This is a genomic window from Alcanivorax sp. NBRC 102024 (genome assembly GCF_001602235.1).
Classification (GTDB): Bacteria; Pseudomonadota; Gammaproteobacteria; order Pseudomonadales; family Alcanivoracaceae; genus Alcanivorax.
The window spans coordinates 98,911-111,291 of the sequence record NZ_BDAS01000001.1 but is presented as its reverse complement, the minus strand read 5'-3'; the positions used below and the strand labels follow the sequence as shown (position 1 = coordinate 111,291).

At 59.0% G+C, this 12,381-nt stretch carries 14 protein-coding genes; 9 read left to right on the top strand and 5 right to left on the bottom strand.

Annotation, left to right across the window (positions count from 1 at the left end):
* Positions 1–4: 4 nt before the first annotated feature.
* Together pyrE and A0251_RS00565 are read left to right on the top strand one after the other, a co-directional pair.
* On the top strand, positions 5–667 hold the full coding sequence (pyrE, locus tag A0251_RS00570) for an orotate phosphoribosyltransferase (protein WP_062814909.1): 663 nt from the start codon (positions 5–7) through the stop codon (positions 665–667).
* Positions 668–669: 2 nt separating this feature from the next.
* Positions 670–1,287, top strand: coding sequence for a hypothetical protein (locus A0251_RS00565; protein ID WP_062814908.1), 618 nt, complete (start codon positions 670–672; stop codon positions 1,285–1,287).
* 91 nt (positions 1,288–1,378) lie between these two features.
* Here A0251_RS00565 and slmA read toward each other — a convergent pair whose 3' ends face one another.
* From slmA to coaBC, 5 genes are all read right to left on the bottom strand, one after another.
* Positions 1,379–1,972 (bottom strand): nucleoid occlusion factor SlmA, encoded by a 594-nt coding sequence (gene slmA / locus A0251_RS00560; protein ID WP_062814907.1) that lies wholly within the window; start codon positions 1,970–1,972, stop codon positions 1,379–1,381.
* A gap of 312 nt (positions 1,973–2,284) precedes the next feature.
* Positions 2,285–3,184, bottom strand: coding sequence for an acetylglutamate kinase (gene argB / locus A0251_RS00555; protein ID WP_062814906.1), 900 nt, complete (start codon positions 3,182–3,184; stop codon positions 2,285–2,287).
* Positions 3,185–3,392: 208 nt separating this feature from the next.
* Entirely contained in the window at positions 3,393–5,789 is a 2,397-nt protein-coding gene (locus tag A0251_RS17700; RefSeq protein WP_062814905.1) for a phosphomannomutase/phosphoglucomutase, read from the bottom strand.
* Between the two features lie 181 nt (positions 5,790–5,970).
* Positions 5,971–6,423 (bottom strand): dUTP diphosphatase, encoded by a 453-nt coding sequence (gene dut / locus A0251_RS00545; RefSeq protein ID WP_062814904.1) that lies wholly within the window; start codon positions 6,421–6,423, stop codon positions 5,971–5,973.
* Positions 6,424–6,506: 83 nt separating this feature from the next.
* Complete coding sequence (coaBC, locus tag A0251_RS00540; protein WP_062814903.1) at positions 6,507–7,706, bottom strand: bifunctional phosphopantothenoylcysteine decarboxylase/phosphopantothenate--cysteine ligase CoaBC; 1,200 nt, start codon at positions 7,704–7,706, stop codon at positions 6,507–6,509.
* A gap of 187 nt (positions 7,707–7,893) precedes the next feature.
* On the opposite strand from coaBC, the gene radC reads away from it, so the two are divergent.
* The 7 genes from radC to A0251_RS00505 all read left to right on the top strand — a co-directional run bounded on the left by radC (position 7,894) and on the right by A0251_RS00505 (position 12,380).
* Positions 7,894–8,568, top strand: a complete 675-nt coding sequence (radC, locus tag A0251_RS00535; RefSeq protein ID WP_062814902.1) for a DNA repair protein RadC — start codon at positions 7,894–7,896, stop codon at positions 8,566–8,568.
* A 161-nt stretch (positions 8,569–8,729) separates the two neighbouring features.
* A complete protein-coding gene (gene rpmB, locus A0251_RS00530) occupies positions 8,730–8,966 on the top strand; it encodes a 50S ribosomal protein L28 (protein WP_035248690.1) in 237 nt (78 codons plus the stop codon).
* A gap of 21 nt (positions 8,967–8,987) precedes the next feature.
* Positions 8,988–9,155 carry a 50S ribosomal protein L33 gene (gene rpmG, locus A0251_RS00525; protein ID WP_007151127.1) on the top strand — a complete coding sequence of 56 codons (168 nt, stop codon included), beginning with the start codon at positions 8,988–8,990 and terminating at the stop codon, positions 9,153–9,155.
* 443 nt (positions 9,156–9,598) lie between these two features.
* Positions 9,599–9,838: a Flp family type IVb pilin gene (locus A0251_RS00520; RefSeq protein ID WP_062814901.1), complete on the top strand. Its 240-nt coding sequence runs from the start codon at positions 9,599–9,601 to the stop codon at positions 9,836–9,838.
* 25 nt (positions 9,839–9,863) lie between these two features.
* Entirely contained in the window at positions 9,864–10,316 is a 453-nt protein-coding gene (locus A0251_RS00515; protein ID WP_062814900.1) for a TadE/TadG family type IV pilus assembly protein, read from the top strand.
* A gap of 59 nt (positions 10,317–10,375) precedes the next feature.
* Positions 10,376–11,218: a Flp pilus assembly protein CpaB gene (gene cpaB, locus A0251_RS00510; RefSeq protein WP_082810715.1), complete on the top strand. Its 843-nt coding sequence runs from the start codon at positions 10,376–10,378 to the stop codon at positions 11,216–11,218.
* A 91-nt stretch (positions 11,219–11,309) separates the two neighbouring features.
* Entirely contained in the window at positions 11,310–12,380 is a 1,071-nt protein-coding gene (locus A0251_RS00505) for a type II and III secretion system protein family protein (protein WP_369826417.1), read from the top strand.
* The last annotated feature ends 1 nt before the right edge of the window (position 12,381 follow it).

Genomic DNA, 12,381 nt, shown 5'->3' with positions numbered 1-12,381 from the left:
GACCATGAAGAACTACAAGAAGCACTTTCTGCGTTTTGCCCAGGAGCGTGAGGCGCTCAAATTCGGTGAATTCACGCTGAAATCCGGTCGCAAAAGCCCCTATTTCTTCAATGCGGGCACGTTCAATACCGGAGAGGCCCTGGCCAGGCTGGGTCGCTATTATGCGGACGCCATCGTCGCATCCGGGCAGGAATTCGATATGCTGTTCGGTCCGGCCTATAAAGGCATTCCGCTGGTGGCCGCGGTGGCGGTGGCATTGGCAGAGCACCATGGCCGGGATCTGCCCTGGGCCTTCAATCGCAAGGAAGCCAAGGATCATGGCGAAGGCGGATGGCTGGTGGGGGCACCCTTGCGGGGTCGAGTGCTGGTCATTGATGATGTGATTACCGCAGGCACCGCCATTCGTGAAGTGGCGGCCCTGTTCGAGAAAACCGAGGCGACCATGGCGGGGGTCATGGTGGCGCTGGATCGCCAGGAGTGTGGCAAAGAGCCTTCCGAGGCCGGCAAGGGTCTGTCGGCGATTCAGGAAGTGGAACAATCCCTGGGGGTGCCGGTGGGCAGTATCGTGGCGATGAACGATATTATTCACTGGCTGGAGCAGCAACCGGACAGTGAGCCCATGGTGTACCGTATGCGGCAGTACCGGGAGCGTTATGGAGTGGAATAATAATGAGAAGAGTTGCTCTGATTCTGGTGCTGATGGTGTCTGCGCCTGCCTTGGCGGGTACCGGCCAGCGTGCCAGTGAGCGCATGCCGGAAGGCGCCTATTTTCGGCATTTCAGTGCTGACGGGGTCATGCATCTGAATCGAACCTTGACCCCCGATGCCATTCGCAGCGGTTATCAGCTGCTGGATGAGCATGGCCGCATTCTGGAAGACGTTGAAGGCGTTAACCTGAATGATGAAGAGGCCCGCAAGATGCGCCTTGAGCGCGCGCGCCAGGCCCGTGAAGACAAGGAGTTGTTGCGTATGTATGCGGGCCCGGAGGATGCGGTGCGTGCCCGCGATCGCAAGATTGATGCGCTGAACCTCAGCATCAGCTATGAAGAGAACAGCCTGGCCCAGCTGCAGATGAAACTGGATGAGGAGATTGCCGTGGCAGCCCGGAATGAGCGTGCGGGCCGGGAAGTACCGGAAGTCGTCCAGCAAGCCATTGAGCGACTGAAACGCCAGATTGAGATGACGGAAGAAAAGCTGCAGGAATTTGAAATCGACATTGATGCGGCGAAAAAAGAATTTGCCCCGATCATCCAGCGATTGAAGGAAATCGAGAACGCAGAGTCTTGAACCCGTTCTGCAGAAATCTGCTCCGCAGGCCGGTGATTCGCCGCTCTTGTTCTTCCTGCCGGCGTTGCTTGGCGACAATCCTCCCCCGCCGCTAGTCCTGGTCCCGGAACAGGGTGGGAACCAGCAGTTCCCACTGCGTCTGCCAGTCCTGGCTGGGACGGGCCTTGAAACCGGAGCGAACGAACTGGGCAATGCGGCCTTCCACCACCGCCAGTAACAGGTTGGCCGTAATGGTGGGTGTGGCTCGCGTGCGCCGTCCCTCCTTGATTTCCGCCTCGCGCAGCACCTGCTTGAGCTGACTTTCCACCCGATCATAGAATTGCTGGATGCGTTGATGCAGGCGCTCGTTTTCGCCGGTCAGGGCATCCCCGGTAAGCAGCCGGGTGATCCCCGGGTTGCGCTCGGTGAAAGCCAGCATCAGGTTCAGGATCTGCTCCACCTGGCTGGTGGCATTGCCGTCTTCGGTGATGCGATTGATGCGTGAAAAAATCGCCTCTTCAATAAACTCGATCAGCCCCTCGAACATCTTCGCCTTGCTGGGGAAATGCCGGTACAGCGCCGCTTCGGAGACACCCACTTCCCTGGCCAGGCCGGCGGTAGTAATACGTCCTCCCGGGCCGGCTTCCAGCATATGGGCGAGCGACTGCAGAATCTGCTCTTTTCGCGACGGTTTTTTTTCGGTCATGTAGCGTCGTTCCCGATTTGTGAGCTGCAAGCAACAAGCTTCAAGCTGCAACGCGAGGGTGGCTGAGATATATATCATATGCCGTGCCCGCGCCCCAAATGCCATGGCGGTGGCGTCGCTTGCTTGTTGCCTGGCTCAAGTTTGGTTGTCGTTTTGTTTTGTTGTCTTTCCTGTCGCGCCAGCGTATCACCGCCTGCTGGCCTGTCAGGCTGTCATTCGAGCGCCCCCTCTCGTAGGCGATGTGCGCGGCGAGAGGGTTTGAGTCTGTACTGAACTTCAGCCGCGTTGCAGCTTGAGGCTTGTAGCTTGTCTCTAGTCCTTGCTGATCAACGTCCCGATCCCCTGATCGGTAAGAATTTCCAGTAGCACGGCGTGGGAAACCCGGCCGTCGATGATGTGGGCGGTGTGTACCCCGTTTTTCACCGCTTCCAGGGCGCAGCCAATCTTGGGCAGCATACCACCGTGGATGGTGCCGTCCTTGATCAGTTCATCAACCCGTTCGGCGCTGAGGCCGGTGAGGACTTTGCCCTGTTTATCTTTCAGGCCTGCCACGTTGGTGAGCAGAATCAGTTTTTCGGCGCGAAGCACTTCCGCCACCTTGCCGGCCACCAGGTCCGCATTGATGTTGTAGCTGACACCGTTGTCATCCACGCCGATGGGGGCGATAACCGGAATAAAATCGCTGCCGGCAATCAGATCGATAATGGTGGTATCAATGCCCTGAACTTCGCCCACGTGGCCGATATCGACAATTTCTGATGTCTGCAGGGCCGGGTTGTTTTCGTCCTGGGCCTTGAGGCGCATCTTGCGTGCCTTGATCAGTCTTCCGTCCTTGCCAGTGAGGCCGATGGCCTGGCCACCGTTGTGCTGAATCAGGTTGACGATGTCCTTGTTGACCAGGCCGCCGAGGACCATCTGTACCACATCCATGGTTTCCTGATCGGTGACGCGCATGCCCTGAACAAATTTGGATTCCTTGCCCAGCCGTTCCAGCAGACTACCGATCTGTGGACCCCCGCCATGGACGATGACCGGGTTGAGCCCCACCTGTTTGAGCATCACTACATCACGGGCGAAACTGTTTTTCAGTTCGTCGTTCTCCATGGCGTTGCCGCCATACTTGATCACCACCGTGGCGCCGGAAAAGCGCTGAATGTAGGGCAGCGCCTCGATCAGAATCCGGGCGGTATCGTGGGCACTGTTGGTGTCCATTACGTCTCCTTGGGCAGTAGCGTTAGCCGGGAGTTGAAAGTTTAAAGCGCAAAGTTGAAACGCGAAGTCAGCACCACGCTAACAGGTAAATACTTTTCTCCGCATTTTATGCGTAGTGGCAACGCGGGCAGTCCCTGTCCGAATACGAAACGCCGTGCCCGCGCTTTTCAACTTTGAACTTTCAACTCCTCGACGGCTTGATTCTAACTCAAAACGGTAATTTCAGGGTGTCATCCACAGCCTGCAGATGTTTGCGGAACTGCTCCTTGACCCTTTCCAGGGCGTCTTCGTCGCGACCTTCAAAGCGGGCTACCAATGAAGGCGTCGTGTTGGAGGCGCGCACCAGGCCCCAGCCATCCGGGAAGTCCACCCGCAAGCCGTCAATGGTGGTGGGGCGGCCGCCGGTAAAGTGTTCGGCGCGGGCGGTCAGTGCGTCCACCAGGGCAAATTTGTTCTCCTCGCTCACATCAATGTACAGGGCCGGAGTGGTGAGGCCGGTCTTCAGGCCATCGAACACCTGGCCGGCACTGTCATCCTGAAGGGACAGGATTTCCAGCAGACGGGCGCCAGCGTACAGGCCATCATCACAGCCGAACCAGCGGTCGGCGAAGAAGATATGGCCGCTGATCTCGCCAGCCAGGGGCGCGCCGCTTTCCTTCATTTTTGCCTTGATCAGGGAGTGGCCGGTTTTGTACATCATGGGGCGGCCACCGTTCTTGCGGATGATGGCCGGCAGGGCCCGGCTGCATTTGACGTCGAACAGGATGTCGGCGCCGGGGCTGCGTCCCAGAAGATCTTTGGCGAACAACATCAACAGGCGGTCTGGCCAGATGATTTCGCCGCTGTTGGTGACCACGGCGACCCGGTCGGCGTCACCGTCGAAGGCAAGGCCAAGGTCCAGGTTTTCCTGTTGCACGATGCGGATCAGGTCGGCGAGGTTATCCGGGTTGCCCGGGTCGGGGGCATGATTGGGGAAGTTGCCGTCGATCTCTGTGTACAGCGGCGTTACCTCACAGCCCAGTTGTTTGAACAGCTGTGGCGCCAGTTCCCCGCCGGCACCGTTGCCGCAGTCGATGGCGATCTTCAGTGGGCGTGCCAGAACGATATCGCTGGTCACATCGGTCAGGTAGCGGTCAGTGATATCGCGTTCTTCCTCGCGCCCTTTGCCCTCGCTGAAGGCCTTGTTGCGGATGCGCTCCTGAAGGGCGGTGATGCGATCACCATAGAGGGTATCGCCGTTGATAACGATTTTCAGACCATTATGGCTGGCGGGGTTATGGCTGCCGGTCAGCATGATGCCGCTTCGGGTTTCCAGTACTTCGGTGGCGTAGTAAAGCACCGGGGTGGGCACCAGGCCCAGATTGATCACATCGCGGCCGGATTCCAGCAGGCCCTTGATCAGGGATCGGCTCAGCTCCGGGCTGGACAGGCGTCCGTCCCGGGCTACCAGCACGGTCTGTTGGCCAGCCTCGCCAGCTTCACTGCCGATGGCGCGGCCGAGCAGATAGACGCCCTGGGCGGTAAGGGTATCGCCGGCCACACCGCGGATGTCATAGGCGCGGAAGATACTGTCTGGCAGGGCTTCGCCCTGTTCCTCATCCATTAGCAGAATGCCGTCGTCGCTTTCTTCCACGACGACCAGATCCTCGGATTGCCGTTGGGCTGCCGGCCGATGCGGGCCGCCACGTTTGCGGAGTTTGCCGGCCATGCGCGCCTGGGCGTCATTGACCGTGGCGAACAGGGGGAAGTGAAAATGGTTGCGGGCGCTGACACCGGGTTGGCGGGCCAGTTCGTCGCAGTAACGGACCAGTTCCGCGCAATCCTGCTTGAGGAAGCGGGCCATCAGGCGGTTGACCACCAGCGTGCCAAGTAGCAGCAGTACCACGCCCAGGGCCACAACCAGGGTGCTGACCACCAGCAGATTGCTTTCGGTGGGCGGCAATGTGAGCGTCACCGAGACGGGGCCGACTCGGGTGTCCACACTGGCACCGGTGTTGCTGCCGGGCTGATTGAACAGGTTGCTGCCGCCGAACTGGACTTGCAACTGGCTGCCGACGGGGGCCAGGTCTTGCAGAAGGCTGGCCAGGTTGCTGAGGGGTAGTTGCAGCAGCAGGGCGCCATTTTGCATGCGCGTGGCTTTCACCAGAATCAGGGTCGGAGGCTGGCCGGCAATGATCACCGGGCCGGGGGACTGACCAAGCCGCACTTCCTTGAGCAGTTCCTGGGCGGTATAGCTGAAATCGTCGGTATTTGCGTCCCGGCGGGGCACCAGCTGAAGGTTGGCATCCGGAACCCACTGGTGATGGCGGGCGTTGAACTCGGTAACGGTGTCGTCGGACAGCGCCTGGTCCACATCGTTACGGCCGGCCAGTAACGACAGCTGCGTCTGATAGTGCTGGATATGGTTGTGTGTCAGCTTGGCAATGGACTGTGCAAGCTGGCTGGCGTTGTCTTGCTGTTGTGCCGCTTCGGCCACCTTGGTCTGATAGAACCAGGTGGCTCCCCCTGCCACCAGGATCGCTACCAGGGCTGCAATCAGTAATGGCATCAGTGGTTTGAAGACGCTGACGTCGGCGCGTTTGTTGTTGTTCTTGTTGTTGCCCATATCCCCTCCGAATTAGACCCGAACCCGTGATTTCAGCGCGGCGCCGGAGGCAAGCCCCTGCCACGCGGTACTACGGTTCTCAGTCGATGGTATTCCCTGATGCGGTGTTGCTCCCGGGAATGCCTTTTGACGACGGACTTTCATGCCATTGCTCCACGCTGAAGGCATGGGTTCAGTTGGCTCAGTGGCGGCCGCTGTGGCCGAAACCGCCGCTGCCCCGCTCACTGTTGGTGAAAGTCTCCACCTGTTCCAGTTGCACCTGCATCACCGGCACGATGACCAGCTGGGCGATCCGCTCGCCGGGTTCCACGGTGAAGGGCTGGCTGCCCCGGTTCCAGCAGGACACCATCAGCTCGCCCTGATAATCAGAGTCGATCAGGCCCACCAGGTTGCCCAGCACAATGCCATGTTTATGGCCCAGTCCGGAGCGCGGCAGGATCATGCCGGCATAGCCCGGATCACTGATATGGATGGCCATGCCGGTGGGCAGCAGTTCGGTTTGCCCCGGTTCCAGCAGCAGTGGCGCCTTGACCATGGCCCGAAGGTCCAGGCCGGCGGAGCCGTCAGTGGCGTAATGGGGGAGTGGAATACTGTCGCCCAGTCGGGAGTCGAGCACGCGGTATTGCAGTTTCATGATGGTTCCTGTTGGTCGGGGATCACGCTTCGCGCGCCGGACATCACAGCCGAGTGATGTCGGGAGTATGGCGCGCCTCAGCGCTAGTCTTTATACCGTATGGCAATCAATTCGATCAGTTGCTTGGCGATCTGCGCCTTCGAGGCCAGTGGCAACACCTTGTGACCCCCGGGCCAGATGACGGTAAGGGCATTGTTGTCGCTGTTGAAGCCCACGTTGCTGCCGGAGACGTCGTTGGTGGCGATCATGTCCAGTTTCTTGTTGACCAGCTTGCCTTGAGCGTAGGCGACCACATCGCGGGTTTCGGCAGCGAAACCCACGGTAAAGGGGCGCTTGGCGTGTTCTGCCACCGACGCCACAATGTCCGGGTTTTTCACCAGTGTCAGATGAATTTCTTCGGTGGATTTCTTGATCTTGTGGTCGGCGGTGACAGTGGGGCGGTAGTCGGATACGGCCGCAGTGGCGACAAAGACATCACATCCTTCCTCCACGGCTTTCATGCAGGCGTCATACATCTCTGTTGCCCGGGTCACGTCCACACGGTCTACCCGGGAGGGGGTAGGCAGATTAACCGGGCCGGCGATCAGGGTCACCCGGGCGCCGGCTTCGGCGGCGGCTTCTGCCAGGGCGAAGCCCATCTTCCCGGAGCTCTTGTTGGTGATGTAGCGCACCGGGTCAATGGCTTCACGGGTGGGGCCGGCAGTGATCACCACATGCTTGCCGGTGAGTAGCTGGTAATCAAACACCTCGGCGGCCTGCTGAAGGATTTCCAGGGGTTCGAGCATGCGCCCGGCACCGACTTCGCCGCAGGCCTGGCTGCCACTGCCGGGACCAAATATCTTGATGCCCTTCTCCTGAAGGATCAGCAGGTTCTTCTGGGTGCTGGTGTCGGCCCACATCTGCTGGTTCATGGCCGGAGCGATAGCGATGGGGGCGCCGGTGGCCAGACACAGGGTGGCGAGCAGGTCGTTGCCGTGGCCATGGGCCAGGCGTGCCATGAAATTGGCTGAGGCCGGCGCAATCAGCACCAGGTCTGCCCAGCGGGCCAGCTCAATGTGGCCCATGGCCGCTTCTGCGGTGGGGTCCAGCAAGGTGGTGTGCACCGGGTGGCCGGACAAGGCCTGCATGGTGAGAGGGGTAATGAATTCGCAGGCTCCCTGGGTCATTACCACGCGAACCTGGGCGCCCACATCCTGCAGGCGGCGAACCAGATCGGCGGCTTTGTAGGCGGCGATGCCGCCGGTAACTCCCAGAAGAATGCGTTTGTTCACCAGACGATGCATGACGAAATCCTGCGCAGCGATAGCGACGGTTACGGCAGTGGCTTACAGCAGCAAGGGCAAATCACCGGTGCCGTGGAAGCCGGAACCCTGCTATTACATAGGCTGCATAGGGTAGCACTAAGGTATGAGTGCTGCCCACTTCACAATGATATGGAATATCAAGGCGTTACGGGAGAAAGGAAACTCCATGGCAATCACTGACTGGCCCACGGATGAAAGGCCGCGCGAAAAGTTGCTGGTGCGAGGGGCGGAATCGCTGAGTGATGCGGAGCTGCTGGCCATTTTTCTGCGCACCGGGCAGCAGGGCATGACCGCAGTGGATCTGGCGCGAAGCCAGTTGACAGCGGGGGGTGGGCTGCGGGCCTTGCTCGATGCAGGCCCGGAGCGAATGGCCAGGTTGCCCGGCATGGGTGCCGCCCGGCGGGCCCTGTTGCTGGCGGCGCTGGAGCTGGGGCGCCGCTATCTGGCGGAGCCGCTGGAGCGGGGGTTGCCACTGGATAACCCGGAAAAAGCCGGGCAGCTACTTACCGCTCGTCTGCGTGGGCTCCCCTATGAGGTGTTTGCCTGCCTGTTCCTGGACAACAAGCATCGCCTCATTGCCTTTGAGCAGCTGTTTCAGGGCACCATCGATGCGGCGGCGGTTTACCCTCGGGAAGTGGTGCGTCGGGCCATGGAGCATAATGCGTCGGCGGTGATTCTGGCTCACAACCATCCTTCCGGGGTAGCCGAGCCCAGCCAGTCCGACCATGCCATCACGCGCCGGCTGGTGGACGCCCTGGGGTTGATGGATATCCGGGTGCTGGATCATCTGGTGATTGGTGAGGGGGGATGGGTGTCTCTGGCCGCCCGTGGAGCCCTGTAAAGGATCTGGGCAGGGGGCATGCTTGCGGTAAGCCCCTGAATTCTGGTGTACCCGGTGGAATATCCGAGATTTCGCTTGAAACTTGACCGGCAGATTGGTATAAAACGCGCCTTTTCCGGGGCTCTACCGTCCCCCCGCAAGAAGATTTACGGAGCAAGACAATGTCCAAGGTTTGCCAGGTGACCGGTAAGCGCCCTGTAACGGGCAACAGAGTTTCTCACTCGAACATCAAGACCAAGCGTCGTTTCGAGCCGAATCTGCACCACCATCGTTTCTGGGTTGAGTCCGAGAAGCGCTTTGTGCGCCTGCGTGTGACCTCCAAGGGCATGCGTATTATCGACAAGAAGGGTATCGACGCTGTATTGGCAGATATCCGTTCTCGCGGCGAGCGTGTTTAAGGCTAATTAAGGAGCTAACCCATGGCCGGTCCTATTCGTGAAAAAATCCGCCTGGTGTCCTCTGCGGGCACGGGGCACTTCTACACCACTACCAAGAACAAGCGTCTCCATCCTGAAAAGATGGAAACCAAGAAGTATGATCCGGTAGTGCGCAAGCACGTGGCCTACAAGGAAGCGAAGATCAAGTAACGATCTTTTTGCTGCCTGCCTGGCAACGGACATAAAAACCCGGGACTTTGTCCCGGGTTTTTTTATGTCCGGAATTTTTCACAAGGAGAGGGAAAGGCGTGGCATGAGTGGCGCGTGAAGGGCGGAATCGTTGTTCGGGAGAAGACATTTTCAGCAAGATATATACTTACTATCACAAAGTCGCCTGAATGTCTGTCAAGCAAGTGCAATTCTATGCTTTTTAAACGCCGTTCGTCTGTTTTGCAGGCCCGAATGGGGCTTTATACATGCCTTTTGCGACACTCTGGTGCTACGTTTGCACAAACGAGGAGCATCGCAACAAAATGTTACGCAGCAAAAGTTGTGATGCAGTTCACATATGCATAGCATTAAAGTAGAAGTTCACTTTTTCGCATATGCATTCACGCAATGTTCATACTAAGGGACGTGCAACGGAGAGCGCTATGAGTACCTTGAATGAAATGTTTCGTTTGTTGATGATCCGCCTGTACACCCAGCTGCCCGGGCGTGCTCGCAACCAGCGTGGCGCCAGTGCGCTGGAGTATATTGTATTGGCTGCTGCCTTGATCATCATTATTGGTGTGGGCATTAACGCTGTAGGTAGCGGTGCGATACAAGACGCCTTCCAAAATTTATTTGATAGTGCAGGCCAAGGTGGTGGTGGCGCCCCAGCGTCCTCTTAGTATCGGCTAGGCCGGAGTTGACCTGATGAATCGGAAAGAGTTCGGAGCAGTAGCTCTAGAGTTTCTGATGCTCTTCCCTTTTGTCATCGCAATGCTTTATGGCGCAGCGGTATATGGATTGACTTTTTTTACCCAGTACCGCATGCAGGCAGCCGTGGATACCGCGGTATCCACGGCGTTGTATGTGGATCGATCCGATATACAGGCCAGTAGCCTTGAGGTTGCAGTAACGCAGCGCGGTAATACTGCGCTGGCTGGTCTGGTGGCGCAGTTGCCGGAAAATTTGAGAGATAAACTGAATACGAATTCAGCCTGCGGGTTGGAAAGCATTGCAGGGGGGGTGCAAGTGCTTAACTGCAGCTTGGTATACCCCAACTATGAAACCAATCCGATAGTGCCGGTGCTCAGTTTTGGTGTGCTGGGGGATTTTCCTCCGCTACCGGCAAGTTTGAGGGTGGAGGCTCGCGCCGCGTTCTGATTGACTGGATGCGGTTCAGCTCAAGAAGCAACATTTGACAGGGATGTTCCGGAGAGAACATGGGATCAAGACTGCTCTACATGCTGCCGGCGTTGGCTGTGGCATTGGTTGCGCTGATACTGGCGCTGGTGGGATTAAGTCGCGACCCGGCACCGTCGCTGGTAGTTCGTGAGGCGTCGCCCGAGGGGCAGGTCCGTGACCAGGAAGCTCCCAGTTATCGGTACTGGGTGGTCACCGAGAGCCTGAATATCGGTGACACCCTCGATGAAGAGGCACTGGCGGTGGTTTCCTCGCCGGCCCCGATTCCCAATGTGCTGACCGCCGATGAAAAGGTGGCAGGCAAGGAATTACGTCAATACGCCCGTCCGGGCGAGCTCCTTTCCCGAAATCACCTTGAACCTGGTGGCACCCTGCCAAGCACCCTGCCCGCAGGGTTTCGTGCCGTGGCAGTGGGGGTCGATGATGTGGTGATGGCAGGTGGTCTGCTGCAGCCCGGTGATCTGGTCGATGTGGTGGTGTCGTTTCAAGAAGCGGACCGGGATGACCCGGCGGCCATGGTGCTGTTGCGCAGCCTGCAGGTGCTGGCGGTGAAAGGGGCCATGGCGGCAGCCAGCAGTGATCAGGACCGCGAGGCCCAGCGTCGCAATAACACCGTGGTGCTGGCTGTGCCCAAGGACAAGGTGCCAACACTGCTGCTGGCTTCTGAGGAAGGCACATTGCGATTGGCGGTACTGGCCAGTGAGGACAAGGCTGCTGACGACAGCGACGAAGAAAAGAAAGCCAAACCGGTTTACTACAAGGATCTGTTCCCGGCGGCCCGCGCACCAGCACCACGGGCGACACCGGGCCAGAAAGTGGAAGTCTATGAGGGATCAGAGTCAAGGAGCACCTATGTGCGTTAAGGGGTTGTGGAAGAGAGCCGGGGCGCGACTGGTTCTGTGGTTCTCCCTGTCGCTTGCCATAGTGGCGCAGGCGGACACTCTGAAAGACACCATGCGAGTGGCTCCCGGGGACCAGAAAGTCCTGAATTTCCCGGAAGCGGTGGCCAAGGTGGCAACCTCGGATCCAACGGTGGCGGCACTGACCGTGACTGGGTCGGAGGAATTGTTGCTGACCGCCAAGGCGGAGGGCTCGGCGGTGATCTCGGTGTGGCTGAGAGGCAAGGCCAAGCCACTGCGCAGCACAGTGGTGGTGGCGACCACGCTGGGATCCTCTCTGCCTTTTGGTACCCAGGTACAGACAGATATCCGTGTGCTGGAAGTCAGTCGCTCGGAGCTCAATCAACTGGGCATGAGTTACAGCAATGTTTTCAATGATGGCCAGTCAGCCGTGGGAATTGCGCCGCCAGGGACCGGGTTTCAGGTGCCAGGGGTGGTGCCGGCCCCTTTGAGTTCCGATGGCTTCAATCTGTTTGGCTTTGGTCCCAATTCGGTTCTTGCCATCAATGCGCTGGAAGCCGGGGGCTTTGCCTATACCCTGGCCGAACCTTCCCTGACCAGCCTGTCCGGGCAAAGCGCCAGCTTTCTGTCCGGCGGTGAATTCCCGGTCCCCATTCGGAGTGACAACACCGGCATACAGATCGAGTTCAAGGAATTCGGTATTGGCTTGAGCCTGACTCCAACGGTGATCGATGCGGGGCAGATTATTCTCAAGGTTGCGCCAGAAGTGTCCGAACTGGATTTTTCTGCGGGGGTGGAAACCGGCGGCGTGGCGGTACCGGGCCTGCGGGTGCGGCGTGCGGAAACCACGGTGTCTCTGGCGCCCGGTGAGACCTTTATCATCAGTGGCCTGGTCAGTCGGAATACCATCAACAACAGTGATCGTCTGCCGGGGATTGGCAATATTCCCCTGCTGGGGGCGTTCTTCCGCTCTTCGCGCATCGAGAAAAGTGACAAGGAACTGGTGATGGTGGTGACCCCTCACCTGGTGACGCCCCAGCAGAGTACGGAGCCGCCAGTGACGTTGCCTGGCGCGGGCTATCACAGCAGTAGTACTGGCTGGCTGGATATGGCCACGGAAAGCCGCCGGGGTTCCCAGCCAATTCGCCACGGCCTGAGCTGGTGAT